The sequence below is a fragment of the Paludibacterium sp. genome, from assembly GCF_019232825.1.
In the GTDB taxonomy this organism is placed as follows: Bacteria; Pseudomonadota; Gammaproteobacteria; order Burkholderiales; family Chromobacteriaceae; genus Paludibacterium.
This window is the reverse complement of the sequence record NZ_JAFAND010000153.1, coordinates 14,612-29,698: the sequence shown is the minus strand read 5'-3', so window position 1 is coordinate 29,698 and position 15,087 is coordinate 14,612. Positions and strand designations below refer to the sequence as shown.

Annotated in this window: 16 protein-coding genes; 7 read left to right on the top strand and 9 right to left on the bottom strand. The window is 61.2% G+C overall.

Annotated features, from left to right (window positions below; genetic code table 11):
- Window positions 1–263: 263 nt before the first annotated feature.
- From trxA to JOZ06_RS19885, 9 genes are all read right to left on the bottom strand, one after another.
- Window positions 264–614 carry a thioredoxin gene (gene trxA, locus JOZ06_RS19925; RefSeq protein ID WP_293235675.1) on the bottom strand — a complete coding sequence of 117 codons (351 nt, stop codon included), beginning with the start codon at window positions 612–614 and terminating at the stop codon, window positions 264–266.
- 111 nt (window positions 615–725) lie between these two features.
- On the bottom strand, window positions 726–1,673 hold the full coding sequence (locus tag JOZ06_RS19920) for a class I SAM-dependent methyltransferase (RefSeq protein WP_293235673.1): 948 nt from the start codon (window positions 1,671–1,673) through the stop codon (window positions 726–728).
- Window positions 1,674–1,764: 91 nt separating this feature from the next.
- Window positions 1,765–2,265, bottom strand: a complete 501-nt coding sequence (coaD, locus tag JOZ06_RS19915) for a pantetheine-phosphate adenylyltransferase (RefSeq protein WP_293235671.1) — start codon at window positions 2,263–2,265, stop codon at window positions 1,765–1,767.
- Between the two features lie 121 nt (window positions 2,266–2,386).
- On the bottom strand, window positions 2,387–3,358 hold the full coding sequence (locus JOZ06_RS19910) for a peptide ABC transporter ATP-binding protein (protein WP_293235669.1): 972 nt from the start codon (window positions 3,356–3,358) through the stop codon (window positions 2,387–2,389).
- Window positions 3,355–4,329 carry an oligopeptide/dipeptide ABC transporter ATP-binding protein gene (locus tag JOZ06_RS19905; RefSeq protein WP_293235667.1) on the bottom strand — a complete coding sequence of 325 codons (975 nt, stop codon included), beginning with the start codon at window positions 4,327–4,329 and terminating at the stop codon, window positions 3,355–3,357. The genes JOZ06_RS19910 and JOZ06_RS19905 overlap by 4 nt, the downstream gene beginning before the upstream one ends.
- A gap of 10 nt (window positions 4,330–4,339) precedes the next feature.
- On the bottom strand, window positions 4,340–5,251 hold the full coding sequence (locus JOZ06_RS19900; RefSeq protein ID WP_293235665.1) for an ABC transporter permease subunit: 912 nt from the start codon (window positions 5,249–5,251) through the stop codon (window positions 4,340–4,342).
- Window positions 5,252–5,263: 12 nt separating this feature from the next.
- Window positions 5,264–6,292, bottom strand: coding sequence for an ABC transporter permease subunit (locus JOZ06_RS19895; RefSeq protein WP_293235663.1), 1,029 nt, complete (start codon window positions 6,290–6,292; stop codon window positions 5,264–5,266).
- A gap of 285 nt (window positions 6,293–6,577) precedes the next feature.
- The gene (locus tag JOZ06_RS19890) at window positions 6,578–8,173 is read right to left on the bottom strand and encodes an ABC transporter substrate-binding protein (RefSeq protein ID WP_293235661.1); all 1,596 of its coding nucleotides are present in this window, start codon (window positions 8,171–8,173) and stop codon (window positions 6,578–6,580) included.
- Window positions 8,174–8,368: 195 nt separating this feature from the next.
- Window positions 8,369–9,502 (bottom strand): beta-ketoacyl-ACP synthase III, encoded by a 1,134-nt coding sequence (locus tag JOZ06_RS19885; RefSeq protein ID WP_293235659.1) that lies wholly within the window; start codon window positions 9,500–9,502, stop codon window positions 8,369–8,371.
- Between the two features lie 247 nt (window positions 9,503–9,749).
- Between JOZ06_RS19885 and iscR the strand changes: the two genes are divergently transcribed.
- The 7 genes from iscR to fdx are packed head-to-tail and all read left to right on the top strand — an operon-like array spanning window position 9,750 to window position 15,086.
- Complete coding sequence (gene iscR, locus JOZ06_RS19880) at window positions 9,750–10,241, top strand: Fe-S cluster assembly transcriptional regulator IscR (RefSeq protein WP_293235657.1); 492 nt, start codon at window positions 9,750–9,752, stop codon at window positions 10,239–10,241.
- 30 nt (window positions 10,242–10,271) lie between these two features.
- Window positions 10,272–11,489: an IscS subfamily cysteine desulfurase gene (locus JOZ06_RS19875; RefSeq protein WP_293235655.1), complete on the top strand. Its 1,218-nt coding sequence runs from the start codon at window positions 10,272–10,274 to the stop codon at window positions 11,487–11,489.
- Window positions 11,490–11,538: 49 nt separating this feature from the next.
- The gene (gene iscU, locus JOZ06_RS19870; RefSeq protein WP_293235653.1) at window positions 11,539–11,922 is read left to right on the top strand and encodes a Fe-S cluster assembly scaffold IscU; all 384 of its coding nucleotides are present in this window, start codon (window positions 11,539–11,541) and stop codon (window positions 11,920–11,922) included.
- A gap of 19 nt (window positions 11,923–11,941) precedes the next feature.
- Window positions 11,942–12,265: an iron-sulfur cluster assembly protein IscA gene (gene iscA, locus JOZ06_RS19865; RefSeq protein WP_293235651.1), complete on the top strand. Its 324-nt coding sequence runs from the start codon at window positions 11,942–11,944 to the stop codon at window positions 12,263–12,265.
- Between the two features lie 49 nt (window positions 12,266–12,314).
- Complete coding sequence (gene hscB, locus JOZ06_RS19860; RefSeq protein ID WP_293235649.1) at window positions 12,315–12,848, top strand: Fe-S protein assembly co-chaperone HscB; 534 nt, start codon at window positions 12,315–12,317, stop codon at window positions 12,846–12,848.
- Between the two features lie 29 nt (window positions 12,849–12,877).
- Complete coding sequence (gene hscA, locus JOZ06_RS19855) at window positions 12,878–14,740, top strand: Fe-S protein assembly chaperone HscA (protein WP_293235647.1); 1,863 nt, start codon at window positions 12,878–12,880, stop codon at window positions 14,738–14,740.
- Window positions 14,741–14,747: 7 nt separating this feature from the next.
- Window positions 14,748–15,086 carry an ISC system 2Fe-2S type ferredoxin gene (gene fdx / locus JOZ06_RS19850; RefSeq protein ID WP_293235645.1) on the top strand — a complete coding sequence of 113 codons (339 nt, stop codon included), beginning with the start codon at window positions 14,748–14,750 and terminating at the stop codon, window positions 15,084–15,086.
- The last annotated feature ends 1 nt before the right edge of the window (window position 15,087 follow it).

Here is a 15,087-nt window from a genome sequence, read left to right as displayed (position 1 = left end):
AAAAGAACCCGAAGGTACTTTCTGTCTCTTGCAGTGCAAGTGTCGGGCTCCCCCGGCACTCACACCTATCGGTTGTTCTGTTCTGTTAAAGAGCGGTGCTGCGTTGTTGCTGCAGCGAGGAGGCGAACTATACCCACCCTGCTTAGGGGCGTCAACCCCTATTTGGCGACAAAATCGCTGCAAGAGCGCAAACCGTTGATCGGCAAGAAAATAAAAAAACAGGCGGGCTCGCGCCCGCCTGCTAGGCAATCCGTATCCAGCCATTAAACGGCTTCTTGCTGCACCTGATTCATATCCAAATCCCGCACGGCCTGAATCAACTGTTCAAACTGCGCCGACATCATGGCGCCGGCTTGGTTGTAAATCAGCGTGCGGTCGCGTAGCACCATCAGCGTGGGAATCGAACGGATATTGAAGTATTGCGCCAACGTCTGCTGATCTTCGGTGTTGACCTTGGCGAACAGGATATCCGGGTGCTTCTCCGCCGCGGCGGCGAACACCGGGCCAAATATCTTGCACGGGCCACACCAGGGCGCCCAGAAATCCACAATCACGATACCGTCGCGATCCACCGAGGCATTGAAGTTATCGGCGTTCAAGTCCAAGACGGCCATGGGCTCCTCCTCTCCCGATTATGTTATTCAGGAGAATAGAGTCAGCCCCTATATTTCACAAGATAGTTAACGGATTGAATTTTTTAACTAGGACGATAGCGCGCGAGCCCCTTACGGCAGATGCATGATTTGATAGCACTGGTGGATTTTCTTGTTGCGAAAATCTTCCGGCACCGACGCGGCGCTAAGATCCTTAACGTGGTACAACAACGGCAGCTTGCCGTCCAACGCGAAACTGCGCAGGTTGTTGGAGAAGTACAGCACGCCGTCCGGCGACAAGAGCTTCATCGCCTGTTCGATCAGCCAGGCATGATCGCGCTGTACGTCCAGGGTATCGCTCATCTTCTTGGAGTTGGAGAAGCTCGGCGGATCCATGACGATCATGTCGAACGTCTTGCGCTCGGCAATCGCCACCGTCAGATATTGAAATACGTCGCTGCGCACCCGCTGGTGGCGCGCCCCATCCAGACCGTTCAGCTCAAAATTGCGTCCCGCCCAATCCAGGTAGGTATTGGACAGATCCACGGTTTCCGATAACACCGCGCCCCCGGCGGCGGCATAAACGGTAAAACTGCCGGTATAGGCGAACAGATTGAGAAAACGCTTGCCGCCGGCCTCATCGCGCACGCGTTTGCGCGTATTGCGATGATCCAGGAACAGACCGGTATCCAGGTACGCGTCCATATTGACCCAGAAGCGCTGTCCGAACTCTTCGATCACGAAATCTTCGCCGACTTGGCCCGTCTTCTCGTATTGGCTGGCACCCTTTTGCCGCCGGCGCGTCTTGACGCCGATACGTTCGGGCGCGATGCCGATCACGTCGCCCACGCACTGCTGCGCCGCGCCAAGCCAAAGGTCATGCTCCTCGTCGCTCATCTCCCAGCCGGTGTCGTACTCCTGCAAGTGCGCATGGTCGCCGTAGATATCCACCACCAGCGGAAACTGCGGAATATCACGGTCATACACCCGCCAGGCACCGATGCCCTGCCGCTTCGCCCATTTGCCGAAATGCTTGAAGTTTTTGCCCAGGCGGTTGGCGAAGGCGTTGATGTCTGACATGAGGAAGACTCCATCCCGGTGGGCCGGGCACAAAAAACAAGACGCGCGACAGCTTGATGCCGTCGCGCGCCGCTGTCAAATCAGGCAAGGTTCAAACGTCGCCGGAGGCATACATCGCGGTGAGCTTGCGATAGACCGGATCCGGCACGTATTGACGAATCACCGTCTCCCAGCCGCGCGGACCGACCAGTCCCTTCACCATGGTCGAGGACACCTCGGCGTATTCCCGTGGCGGCAACAGAAAAATCGTCGTGATATCGGGATGCAGATCGGTGTTGATGTAGCGCATGGTGCGCTCGTACTCGTAGTCGGTGGCGGTGCGGATACCGCGCACAATGTAGTTGGCGTCGACCGACTGGGCGTAGTTGACCAAAAACTGGTTGCTGAAAACGTCGACCTTGAGCTTATTGAAACCCTGGGTGACGGCATTGAGCATGTCGATCCGCTCCTCGACCGAGAAGGTACAGTGCTTGTCGGGATTGACGCCCACTGCCACCACCAGCTCGTCGAACAATTCGACGGCCTCGCGGATCATCCACAAGTGCCCATTGGTCACCGGGTCGAAACTTCCGGCGTACACAGCTCTCTTCACGGCGTTGCCCTGTCAGAAACCATAGGATATGGCCGACTGTAGCCTCTGACCAGGCGCAGGTCAAAACCTTTTTTGTGCAATGCACAGCGGAAAAAAACGCCCCACTTGGTGGGGCGTCGGTTCAACCATGGATTTCCTCGGCACGGTGGCAAGCCACCTGACGCCCTTCCAGCGGCCGCAACGCCGGCGACTCCTGAGCGCAACGCTCGGCGGCGAACGGGCAACGCTTATGGAAGGCGCAGCCTGAAGGCGGCTTGAGCGGACTTGGCAACTCGCCCTGGATCTTGATCTGAATGCGTCGGTCCTCGGCATGGATGGACGGCGTGGCCGACAATAGCGCCTGGGTGTACGGATGCAAAGGGCGCGCGTACAACGTGTCCTTGGCGCCAATCTCCACCACGCGGCCGAGATACATCACCATCACGTCGTTGGCCACATGCTCGACCACCGCCAGGTTGTGCGAAATGAACACATAGGTGGTGTTGAACGACTCCTGCAGGTCCATGAACAGGTTCAGCACCTGCGCCTGAATCGACACGTCGAGCGCGCTCGTGGGTTCGTCGGCCACCACGATCTTCGGATTGAGCATCATGGCGCGCGCGATGGCGATGCGTTGACGCTGGCCGCCGGAGAACATGTGCGGGTAGCGATAGTAATGTTCCGGTCTCAACCCGACCAGCTTCATCATCTCGCGCACGCGCTCCATGCGCTCGGCGGCGGAAAGCCGGCTATTGATCAGCAACGGCTCGGCCAACTGCGCGCCGATCTTTTGCCGGGGATTCAGCGACGCGTACGGGTTTTGGAACACCATTTGCACCTTGGTGCGCATGGCTTTGCGCTGTGCCGCGCTGGCTTTGGCGGCATCCTGGCCATCGAGCAGCAGCGAACCGGAAGTCGGCGGTTCGATCAAGGTCAATTGGCGCGCCAAGGTCGACTTGCCGCAGCCGGACTCGCCGACAACCGCCAGCGTGCGGCCGGCCTGCAGATCGAAAGACACGCCGTTGAGCGCCTTGACTGTCGCATGGCCGCGCAGAAAGCCTTGGGAAACTTCATAGTGACGGGTCAGATCCCGTGCCTGCAATACGTTGCTCATTGCGCATCCTTAGCCGAAAGGGGGAAATAGCAGCGCACGGCGCCGGTAGCGTTGGGCACCAATGCCGGGCGCTCGCCACGGCAGCGGTCGGCGACATAGGGACAGCGCGGCGACAACAGGCAGCCCTTGGGGCGGTCATAGTGGCCGGGCACCATGCCCGGCAGCGTATGGAGCCGGCGAGCGCCCTGGCTATGCTCCGGAATGGAGGACAGCAGCGCCTCGGTATACGGATGCAGCGGTTGACGGAAGATCGCCGGGATCGCGCCCTCTTCCACCACCTGCCCCGCGTACATGACCGCCAGCCGTTGCGCCACCTCGGCCACGACCGCCAAATCGTGCGTGATCAGGATCAGCGCCATGTTGTGGCTCTTCTGCAGATTGACCAGCAGCGACATGATCTGCGCCTGGATGGTGACGTCGAGCGCGGTGGTCGGCTCATCGGCAATCAGCAGCTTCGGGTTGCAGGCAATGGCCATGGCAATGGCCACGCGCTGACTCATCCCGCCGGACATCTGATGCGGGTAGGAGGCCAAGCGCATCGCCGCGGCGGGAATCTCGACCATTTCCATCAACTCGATGGCGCGCCGCTTGAGCGCCGCGCCGGAGAGCCCTTGGTGCACCTTGAGCACTTCCATGATCTGATAGCCGACGGTGTAGCTGGGATTCAGCGCCGTCATCGGATCCTGGAAAATCATCGAGATATCCTTACCGATGATCTTGCGCCGTTCGCGCGCCGACAACTTCAGCAGATCCTTGCCGTCGAACAGCAGCTTGTCGGCGACGATGCGACCCTGTCCGTCCAACAGCCCCATCATGGCCATCATGGTGACCGATTTCCCCGAACCGGATTCGCCGACGATGCCGACGATCTCGCCTTGCTCGACGCTCAGATCCAGACTCTCGACGGCCGCGAACGGATTGGCCTCGGCGCCGAACAGCACGGACAGATTGTTGATTTCCAACAGACTCATGATTTTCCTCTCACGCCGCGCGTTTCAGTTTCGGGTCGAGCGCGTCGCGCAAACCGTCGCCGATCAGGTTGATCGCCAGCACCGACAACAGAATGGTCAGGCCGGGCCAGGACACGACCCACCAAGCCCGCTCGATATAGTCGCGCGCGCTGGAGAGCATGGCGCCCCACTCGGCGGACGGCGGCTGCACGCCCATGCCGAGGAAACCGAGCGCGGCGGCGTCGAGGATGGCGGAGGAGAAGCTCATGGTGGCGTGCACGATCAACGGCGCCATGCAGTTGGGCAGCACGGTGATGAACATCAGCCGCAAAGTGCCGGCGCCGGCGACGCGGGCGGCGGTCACGTAGTCGCGATTAAGCTCCGTCATGGCCGAGGCACGCACCAGGCGCACGTAGCCGGGCAAGGACACCACCGAGATGGCGATGATGGTATTGAGCATGCTCGGCCCCAGGATCGCCACGATGGCGATGGCCAGCAACAGCGAGGGCAGCGCCATCATCACGTCCATCACGCGCATGATCAACGGTCCCAGGACCTTCGGGTAGAAGGCCGCCAACAGGCCGAGAACGATGCCGGGAATCAGCGACGACAAGACGGCCGATAGACCGATCATCAGCGATAGCCGCGCGCCGTAGATCAGACGTGACAGCATGTCGCGGCCGATCTCGTCGGTGCCGAGCAGAAACCTGCCGCTGCCGCCGTCGGCCCAGGCGGGGGGCGTCAGCATGGCGTCGCGGTACTGCTCGATTGGGCTGTACGGCGCCACCCACTGCGCCAGCAACGCGGCGAACACCACCAGGGTCAGAAACACGAGCCCGATGACCGCGCCTTTGTTATAGGAAAACCCCTGCCAGAACTCCTTCAACGGCGAGGGATAGGTCAGCGCCTTGTCGTCAGCGCCGAGTTGTACTTGGGTTGTCATGAACGCTCCCGATTATTTGGCGTGACGAATGCGCGGATTGGCGATGCCGTACAGAATATCGACGACGAAGTTCACCACGATGACCAACAGCGCCACCAGCAAGATGCCGTTTTGCACCACCGGATAGTCGCGGCGCTGAATGGCGTCGATCAGCCATTTGCCGATGCCGGGCCAGGAGAAGATGGTTTCCGTCAGCACGGCGCCGCCCATCAGCGTACCCACTTGCAGGCCGACCACCGTCAGCACCGGAATCAGCGCGTTGCGCAGCGTGTGGATGAAGATCACTCGCGCCGGCGACAGTCCTTTGGCGCGCGCGGTGCGCACATAGTCCTCGCGCAGCACCTCCAACATCGACGAGCGCGTCATCCGAGCGATCACCGCCATCGGAATGGTGCCAAGCGCCACCGCGGGCAGAATCAAATGCGCCAGCGCATCGCGGAAGGCGCCGGCATAGTTGGCCGGATCATTGTGTTCGACGATCCAGGCATCGATGGTCATGAAGCCGGTGCGCACCGGAATATCGAAAGCCAGGTCGATGCGGCCCGACACGGGCGTCCAGCCCAACTTGACCGAGAACAGCATGATCAGCAGCAGGCCGAGCCAAAAGATCGGCATGGAAAACCCCGCCAACGACAGCCCCATGACGCCGTGATCGAACACCGAGCCCCGCTTGATGGCGGCGATCACCCCCGCCAATAAGCCGACCACCACCGCGAACAGCATGGCGCAAATCGCCAGCTCCAGGGTGGCCGGGAACAAGGTGGTGAATTCGTCCCAGACATTGTCGCGCGTCACCAGCGACTGTCCGAGATTGCCGGAAAGCAGATGGCCGACGTAGTTGAAATATTGTTGATACAGGGGCAGGTCGAGCCCCAGCCGGTGCAGCGCGGCGGCATGCAATACCGGATCGAGCGTGCGTTCGCCCACCATCACTTCGACCGGATCGCCGGGGATCATATGGATCAGCCCGAAGGTCAAGAGCGTAATGCCCAGAACGGACGGCACCAATAGCCACAGGCGCCGTAGAATGAATGAGAACATGCGTGTACCTCCACGCGGCGCTTCCCTACCGAAGGCCGCGCCTATGCTTTTTTGTCGTGGCAGTGGTGAAAAAAGACATCGGAAAGGAAGGCAGGGGGGACCGCGCGGCGCGGCCGCGCAAAACGCCGCCGTGCCGTCGCATGCGACGGACCGGGCGCCGCTGTCTGACGAGCGCTGCTATCTTGCCCCTGTTGACCAGGCTATCCGGGCGATGATTCGCCTCTCTGATTTCAACCAAGCACGCCCGGGGGGGAAACCTCCCCCGGGCGCGATCTGCCTTAACGGTTACTTGACGCTGACACCGTAGAAGGAGTTAAGACCGAACGGGCTGACCTTGAAGCCGACCACGTTCTTGGTCGTCGGCTCGTTCACCGTGCTATGCGCGATGGTGGTCAACGGCAGTTGCTGCTTGGCGATCACTTGGGCTTGCGAGTACAGCTTGGTGCGCTCGGCCACGTTGGTGGTGCGCTTGCCCTTTTGGATCAGGTCGTCGAACGGCTTGTAGCACCACTTGGTGTAGTTGTTGCCGTTGACGGCCTCGCAACCCAACAGCGCGTTGAGCCAGTTGTCCGGGTCGCCGTTGTCGCCGGTCCAGCCCACCAGGATGGCGTCGTGTTCGCCGCCCTTGGCGCGCTTCAGGTATTCGCCCCATTCGTAGGTGACGATCTTGGCGCGAACGCCGATCTTGGCCCAGTCGGACTGAATCATTTCGGCCATCAGCTTGGCGTTGGGGTTATACGGCCGCTGTACCGGCATCGCCCACAAATTGATGTCCATGCCGTTGGGGAAGCCGGCCTTCGCCAGCAATGCCTTGGCCTTGGTCGGGTTGAACGGCGCGTCCTTGACGCTCTTGTTGTACGACCACTGGGTCGGCGGCATCGGGTTCACCGCCGGTTGACCCTGGCCCTGATAGACCGCGGTCAGGATGGCCGACTTATTGATGGCCATGTCGAGCGCTTGGCGCACTTGCAGGTTGTTCAACGGCTTATGCAGCACGTTGTACCCCAGGTAGCCGACGTTGAAGCCGGACTGGGTCAGCACATGCAGTTTCGGATCGGCCTTCATCAAGGCCACGTCGGCCGGGCGCGGGTAGGCGGCCACTTGGCATTCGCCGGCCTTGAGCTTTTGATAACGCACCGACGGGTCGGTGGTGATGGCGAAGATCAGATTGTCGACCTTCGGCCCTTCCGCCTTATCCCAGTATTGCTTGTTGGCGGCGAAGCGAATCTGCGCGTCCTTTTGATAGCGCTTGAAAATGAACGGGCCGGTGCCCACCGGTTGGCTGTTGATCAGCTCCGGGTGGCCGTCCTTCAAGAGCTTGTCGGCATACTCGGCCGATTGGATCGAGGCGAAGCTCATGGCCAGGTCGGCCAGGAACGAGGCGTCGACGCTCTTGAGCTGGAAGCGCACGGTCATCGGATCGACCTTCTCGACCTTGACGATGTTGTCCGGCATGCCCATGTCGGAGAAGTACGGGAAGTCGGTCGGATACGCCTTGCGGAACGCATTATCCTTGTTCAGCATGCGATCGAAGGTAAAGACCACGTCGTCGGCATTGAAGTCGCGCGTCGGCTTGAAGGTGTCGGTGGTGTGGAATTTCACGCCCGAACGCAGATGGAAGGTGTAGCTCAGCCCATCGGCGGAAACGTCCCACTTGGTTGCCAGGCCGGGAATGACCTTGGTGGCGCCGCGCTGGAATTGCACCAGGCGATTGAACACGGTTTCGGCGGAGGCGTCGAAATCGGTACCGGCGGTGTACTGACCCGGATCGAAACCCGCCGGGCTACCCTCAGAGCAGTAAATCAGCGTTCCGGCCGCCGACGCATACGACGCGGCCGCCAGCAGACCAGCTGCCAGCAGTGCTTTTTTTGCATCTCGCATAATCTCTCTATTCCTCTATTTATTTTTAATCAGGCCTCGTGGGCCTTGCGGGTATACATTATGCATTTGTGTCGAATTTGACAAGCCACAATCCGAGGATTCGCGCAAAAGCAGGGAAAGGCGGCATTTAATGTCAAAAAAAAGCGCCGGTCATCCGGCGCGCGTGCACTGCATTGGGGCAAAAGGCCCACGTCATCAACGACTTTGGTGCACCCTCAGCACCACGCTGCCGACCGAGTAGCCGGCACCGAAAGACGAAATCACGCCAACATCGCCTAGCGCCAGATCGCGCCGATGTAAATGGAACGCAATGATCGAGCCCGCCGAGCTGGTATTGGCGTAGCGGTCAAGAATCACCGGCGCCTCGGCCTCTGTGGCGTCCCGTCCCAGCACGCGACGGGCGATGAGCTGATTCATCGACAGATTGGCTTGGTGCAGCCAAAAACGCTTTACCTGCTCCGGCGCAATATCGAGCTCGGCCAAATGACTCAGGATATGCTCGCCCACCATCGGGCAGACCTCCTTGAACACCTTACGCCCTTGCTGAATAAATAGTTTATCCGGCTTGCCTATGCCCGCTTCGTCGCAGACATTCAAAAATCCGAAATTGTTGCGAATGGCATTGGAAAACACCGTCGCGAGCCGAGTGCCGAGCACCTCGAACACCTGGGGCGACCGCGCCATGTCCGCGCGCTCGACCAGCACGGCGCTGGCGGCATCGCCGAAAATGAAGTGGCTGTCCCGGTCGCGGAAATTCAGATGGGCCGAGCAAATTTCGGGGCTGACGACCAGTACGGCGCGGGCACTGCCGCCGCGGACGGCATTGACGGCATTTTGGATGCCGAAGGTCGCGGACGAACAAGCGACGTTCATATCGAAGGCCGCGCCCTCGATGCCGAGTGCGTGCTGCACCTCGACCGCCATCGCCGGATAGGCGCGTTGCATGTTGGAGCACGCCACGATCACCATATCGACATCGGACGGCGCGCGGTCGGCATTCTCCAGCGCGGACCGCGCGGCCGACACCGCCATCTCCGCTTGCAGCGACAATTCGTCGTTGCCGCGCTCCGGCAAATACGGCCGCATGCGCGCCGGGTCGAGCACGCCCGCCTTATCCATCAGATAACGCTGGCGAATGCCTGAGGCCTTGACGATGAATTCGGCGCTGGATTCGACCAGCGCGTCGACGCGCCCGGCGGCAATCTCGGCCGCATGACTGTCGTTGTATTCGGCGACGTAACGGTTGAACGCGGCGACGAGCGCCTCGTTGCTGACGGCGTGCGGCGGGGTGAACAACCCGGTGCCGCTGATGACTACTGCCTGATGCATGCGTATTCCCCTCTCTCCTCTGCCGGCAGGCGCGATGTCCGCCGCCCGCCATTTTTGTTCTGCGCAAAGCAGAAATATACCAATAGGATGCTCACGTTGTCAGAAAACGATCACAACCGCGTCATTTCCTAGTAAAATGATCAACTATCTACTGTAAGCTATCCCAGCCGAGTGATAATAGTTGACTAAAATACTCAGGTTTTGTGTATAATCAATTCGACCTCATTTCTCTGGGAGCATCCTCACCATGCGCTTGACCACCAAAGGCCGATTCGCCGTCACGGCCATGCTGGACTTGGCCCTGCGCCAGGATAAGGGCCCGGTTACGCTGGCCGGCATCAGCGAACGTCAGAATATCTCGCTCTCCTATTTGGAACAGCTGTTCGGTAAGCTGCGCCGGGCAGAGCTGGTCGACAGCGTGCGCGGCCCCGGCGGCGGCTATACGCTGGCGCGCGCCGCCGAGGACATCTCGGTCGCCAACATCATTGTCGCGGTCGATGAGCCGGTGGACGCCACCCAGTGCGGCGGCCGCGAAAACTGTCACGGTCCCAACCAACGCTGCATGACGCACGACTTGTGGACCAACCTCAATGCCACCATCTTCAATTATCTCTCGCAGGTGAGCCTTGGCAGCCTTGTCGACGAGCAACTGGCCAAAGAGACGGCCGTGCTGCAAGACAAACGCGAGCCGGCCCCCGCACATCGATCGCACTCGGCATCCGCCGGTGGCGCCTTGTGACTGCGGAACCACTTTACGGAGAACGTTTAAATGTCTCAGCTGAAGCTTCCGATCTACCTTGATTATTCCGCAACCACGCCGGTGGATCCGCGTGTCGCCGAAAAGATGATTCCCTATCTGACGGAGCATTTCGGCAACCCGGCCTCGCGCAGCCACAGCTTTGGCTGGGAGGCGGAAGACGCGGTCGAAAACGCCCGCGCGGAAGTGGCGCGCCTGGTCAATTGCGATCCGAAGGAAATCATTTGGACTTCCGGCGCCACCGAATCGGACAACCTGGCGCTCAAGGGCGCCGCGCAGTTCTATCAAAGCCGCGGCAAGCACATCATCACCGTCAAGACCGAGCACAAAGCCGTGCTTGACACCTGCCGCGAGCTGGAACGCGAGGGCTTCGAAGTCACCTATCTGTCGGTCAAGGACAATGGCCTGATTGATCTCGATCATTTCAAGGCGGCGCTGCGTCCGGATACCATTCTGGTATCGGTCATGCTGGTCAACAACGAGATCGGCGTCATTCAGGATATCGACGCGCTGGGTGCGTTGTGCCGCGAAAAAGGGATCATTTTTCACGTCGATGCCGCACAAGCCACCGGCAAGGTCGCCATCGACCTGGAAAAACAGCCGGTCGACCTGATGAGCTTCTCGGCGCACAAGACCTACGGCCCCAAAGGCATCGGCGCGCTCTATATCCGCCGCAAGCCCCGTGTGCGCCTCGAAGCGCAGATGCATGGCGGCGGACACGAGCGCGGTTTCCGCTCCGGCACGCTGGCGACGCACCAGATCGTCGGCATGGGCGAGGCATTCCGTCTGGCGCGTGAGGAAATGGCCGCGGAAAACGAGCGTATCCGCATGCTGCGCAACCGGCTGTGGCACGGCATCGAGGATATCGAAGAGGTCTACCTGAACGGCGATCTGACGCACCGCGTGCCGCACAATTTGAACGTCAGCTTCAATTTCGTCGAAGGCGAATCGCTGATCATGGCCATCAAGGAGCTGGCGGTATCCTCCGGCTCGGCCTGCACCTCGGCCAGCCTGGAGCCTTCCTACGTATTGCGCGCGCTGGGGCGCAACGACGAACTGGCGCATAGCTCGATCCGCTTCACCATCGGCCGTTTCACCACGGTCGAACAGATCGATTACGCCGTGGCCCTGCTTCGCGACAAGATCGGCAAGCTGCGCGCGCTGTCGCCGCTGTGGGAGATGTACAAGGACGGCGTGGACCTGAACAGCGTGCAATGGGCTGCGCACTGAATGAAAAATCGGACGGCGCGCGCCGTCCCTTGCAGTAAGAGGAACGAACATGGCTTACAGCAACAAAGTGCTGGATCACTACGAACATCCGCGTAACGTCGGCTCTTTCGACAAGGAAGACGGCCAGGTCGGCACCGGCATGGTCGGCGCACCGGCGTGCGGCGACGTGATGAAATTGCAGATCAAGGTCGGCGAGAACGGCGTGATCGAGGATGCCCGGTTTAAAACCTACGGCTGTGGCTCCGCCATCGCCTCGTCGTCGCTGGTCACCGAGTGGGTCAAGGGCAAGACGCTGGACGAGGCGTTGAGCATCAAGAACACCGAGATCGCGGAAGAATTGGAACTGCCGCCGGTGAAGATCCACTGCTCGATCCTTGCCGAAGACGCCATCAAGGCGGCGGTATCGGATTACAAGCAAAAGCACGGCAAATAAGCACCCAGGGGGCCTCATCATGTCCATTACCCTGACTGAACGTGCGGCAGAGCACGTCAGCAACTTCATCACCAAGCGCGGCAAGGGCCTTGGCATCCGTCTGGGTGTCAAGACCTCCGGCTGCTCCGGTATGGCCTACAAACTCGAATTCGTCGACGCCGAAAACCCGGACGACCTGTTTTTCGAAAGCCACGGTCTGCGCGTCTACACCGACGAAAAGAGTTTGAGCTACATCGATGGCACGGAGCTCGACTACGTCAAGGAAGGGCTGAACGAAGGCTTCAAGTTCAACAACCCGAATGTGAAGAACGAGTGCGGCTGCGGCGAAAGCTTCAACGTCTGACCATCCGATACGCCTGCCCGCACATCACCGCGGGCTAGCAGGAGCGTTGATGAACCCAGATTTCCAACAGAGCCATTTCGCGCTCTTTGGCCTGCCTGAGCGCTTTGCGCTGGACGGCGCTGCGCTCGATGCGGCGTGGCGGGCCGTGGCGGCCGAAGTGCACCCCGACCGTTACGCCCACGCGGGCGATGCCGAAAAGCGCGTGGCGCTGATGATGGCCACACGGGTCAACGAAGCCTACCGCACGCTCAAGTCGCCGCTCTCGCGCGCGCGCTATTTGCTCGCGCTCGCCGGCACCGACACGCAGGAAGACACCAACACCGCGATGCCGGCCGACTTCCTGATGCAGCAGATGGAATGGCGCGAGGCCATCGAGGAGGCGACGCGCGCGCGCGAGGCCGCCCGCCTTGAACGCCTCGCAGCCGAACTCGGCGCCGAGGCGCGCACGCTGGAAGGACAGCTCGGCGACGCCCTCGACACGGCGCGCGATCTGCCGCACGCTGCGGCGCTGGTGCGCAAACTGCGCTTCCTAGAAAAACTCGGACAGGAAATTGACGACGCGCTGGAGCTCGCACTGTCCTGACCTATTGATCCCATTACTGATTGTCTGCCATGGCCCTTCTGCAAATCGCCGAACCCGGCTTGTCCGCCGCCCCCCACCAGCATCGCAACGCCATCGGCATCGATCTTGGCACCACCAACTCGCTGGTCGCGACCGTGCGTAGCGGCGCCGCCATCGTATTGCCCGATCTCGACGGCAACTGCCTGCTGCCTTCGGTGGTCCGCTACCGCGACGAAGCCGGCCAGACCGTGGTCGGTCATGCCGCGCTGGCCGCCATCAGCCGGGACCCCATCAATACCATTGCCTCGGTCAAGCGCCTGATGGGGCGTGGCCTCAAAGACATCGACGAGGCCAATGCCCTGCCCTACCGCTTCATCGACGCGCCCGGCATGGCGCAGTTGCAGACCCGGGCCGGCGTCAAGAGCCCGGTCGAAGTGTCGGCCGAGATTCTGCGCGTGCTCAAGGCGCGCGCCGAAGCGAGCCTGACCGGCGACCTGCTGGGCGCGGTCATCACCGTGCCTGCCTATTTCGACGACGCGCAGCGCCAAGCCACCAAGGATGCCGCGCAGCTCGCGGGCCTCAATGTGCTTCGCCTCTTGAACGAACCCACCGCCGCCGCCATCGCCTACGGCCTGGATAATGCCGCGGAAGGCATCTATGTGGTCTATGACCTCGGCGGCGGCACCTTCGACGTATCCGTGCTGCGGCTGGCCAAAGGCGTGTTCGAAGTGCTGGCCACCAGCGGTGATTCGGCGCTGGGCGGCGACGATTTCGACCATCGCGTCTACTGCTGGGCACTGGAAGAAGCCGGCCTGTCAGGCTTGTCGCCTTCCGATGCGCGGCTGCTGCACGGCGCGTCGCGCCAAGCCAAGGAAGCCCTGTCCGAACACATGCAAACGCGCCTGGCCGCCGAGCTGAGCGATGGACTGCTGGTCGATCTGGCCCTGGAACGCGACACTTTCCGCGACATCACCCGCAATCTGGTGCAAAAAACCCTACTGCCGGTGAAAAAGGCGCTGCGCGATGCCGGTATCGGCGTCAGCGACGTCAAGGGCGTGGTGATGGTGGGCGGCGCCACGCGCATGCCGCAGATTCAGCAGGCGGTCGCCGAGCTTTTCGGACAGGCACCGCTCAACAACCTCGATCCGGACAAAGTGGTCGCGCTCGGCGCCGCCATCCAGGCCAACCTGCTCGCCGGTAACAAGCAAGACGACGAGTGGCTGCTCTTGGATGTCATTCCGCTGTCGCTCGGCATCGAGACCATGGGCGGCCTGACCGAGAAAATCATTCCACGCAACAGCACCATCCCGGTGGCGCGCGCGCAGGAATTCACCACCTTCAAGGACGGTCAAACCGCGATGTCGATCCACGTCCTGCAAGGCGAACGCGAACTGGTGTCCGACTGTCGCTCGCTGGCACGCTTCACCTTGCGCGGCATTCCGCCGATGGTGGCGGGCGCGGCGCGCATTCGCATCACCTTCCAGGTGGACGCCGACGGCCTGCTGTCGGTCTCGGCACGCGAGCAAACGTCAGGCGTGGCGGCCAGCATCGAGGTGAAGCCGTCCTACGGGCTATCCGATGACGACATCAGCCGTATGCTGAGCGATTCGTTGTCCCACGTGCACGACGATATCGAAGCGCGTAAACGGCGTGAGGCGCAGGTCAACGCCCAGAGCCTGATCGAAGCGACCCGTTCGGCCATGGATGCCGACGGCGATCTGCTCTCAGCCGACGAGCGCACCGGCATCGACGCCGCGCTTGCCGCTTGCGCGCAAACCGCCGCCGGCGACAACACCCGCGACATCAACGAGGCGGTCAGCCGCCTCAACCAGGTAACCGAAGCCTTTGCCGCGCGGCGCATGGATCGCAATATCCAGCGCGCGCTCAAAGGCCAGAAAATTGGCGAATTGTGAGATCCTCATGCCCCGAATCATTGTTTTGCCTCATGCCGACATCTGCCCAGAGGGGGCGGTCATCGACGCCGAAACCGGCAGCAGTCTTTGCGAAGAACTGCTCAAACACGGCATTGAAATCGAGCACGCCTGCGAAATGTCCTGCGCCTGTACCACCTGCCACGTCGTTGTACGCGAAGGCTTCAATTCGCTCGCGCCGTCCGACGAACTGGAAGACGATTTGCTCGACCGCGCCTGGGGCCTGACCCCCACCTCGCGCCTGTCCTGCCAAGCCGTGGTCGGCACGGAAGATCTGACGATCGAACTGCCGCGCTATACCATTAATCATGCCCGTGAAAACCACTGAT

Excerpts from the sequence above, each read along its gene's own strand:
- hscB (WP_293235649.1), top strand. The coding sequence starts at position 12,315 with ATGAACCCAGATTTCCAACAGAGCCATTTCGCGCTCTTTGGCCTGCCT.
- hscA (WP_293235647.1), top strand. The coding sequence starts at position 12,878 with ATGGCCCTTCTGCAAATCGCCGAACCCGGCTTGTCCGCCGCCCCCCAC.
- iscU (WP_293235653.1), top strand. The coding sequence starts at position 11,539 with ATGGCTTACAGCAACAAAGTGCTGGATCACTACGAACATCCGCGTAAC.
- JOZ06_RS19885 (WP_293235659.1), bottom strand. The coding sequence starts at position 9,502 with ATGCATCAGGCAGTAGTCATCAGCGGCACCGGGTTGTTCACCCCGCCG.
- JOZ06_RS19875 (WP_293235655.1), top strand. The coding sequence starts at position 10,272 with ATGTCTCAGCTGAAGCTTCCGATCTACCTTGATTATTCCGCAACCACG.
- JOZ06_RS19905 (WP_293235667.1), bottom strand. The coding sequence starts at position 4,329 with ATGAGTCTGTTGGAAATCAACAATCTGTCCGTGCTGTTCGGCGCCGAG.
- trxA (WP_293235675.1), bottom strand. The coding sequence starts at position 614 with ATGGCCGTCTTGGACTTGAACGCCGATAACTTCAATGCCTCGGTGGAT.
- fdx (WP_293235645.1), top strand. The coding sequence starts at position 14,748 with ATGCCCCGAATCATTGTTTTGCCTCATGCCGACATCTGCCCAGAGGGG.
- JOZ06_RS19895 (WP_293235663.1), bottom strand. The coding sequence starts at position 6,292 with ATGTTCTCATTCATTCTACGGCGCCTGTGGCTATTGGTGCCGTCCGTT.
- JOZ06_RS19920 (WP_293235673.1), bottom strand. The coding sequence starts at position 1,673 with ATGTCAGACATCAACGCCTTCGCCAACCGCCTGGGCAAAAACTTCAAG.
- JOZ06_RS19900 (WP_293235665.1), bottom strand. The coding sequence starts at position 5,251 with ATGACAACCCAAGTACAACTCGGCGCTGACGACAAGGCGCTGACCTAT.
- iscA (WP_293235651.1), top strand. The coding sequence starts at position 11,942 with ATGTCCATTACCCTGACTGAACGTGCGGCAGAGCACGTCAGCAACTTC.
- iscR (WP_293235657.1), top strand. The coding sequence starts at position 9,750 with ATGCGCTTGACCACCAAAGGCCGATTCGCCGTCACGGCCATGCTGGAC.
- JOZ06_RS19910 (WP_293235669.1), bottom strand. The coding sequence starts at position 3,358 with ATGAGCAACGTATTGCAGGCACGGGATCTGACCCGTCACTATGAAGTT.
- JOZ06_RS19890 (WP_293235661.1), bottom strand. The coding sequence starts at position 8,173 with ATGCGAGATGCAAAAAAAGCACTGCTGGCAGCTGGTCTGCTGGCGGCC.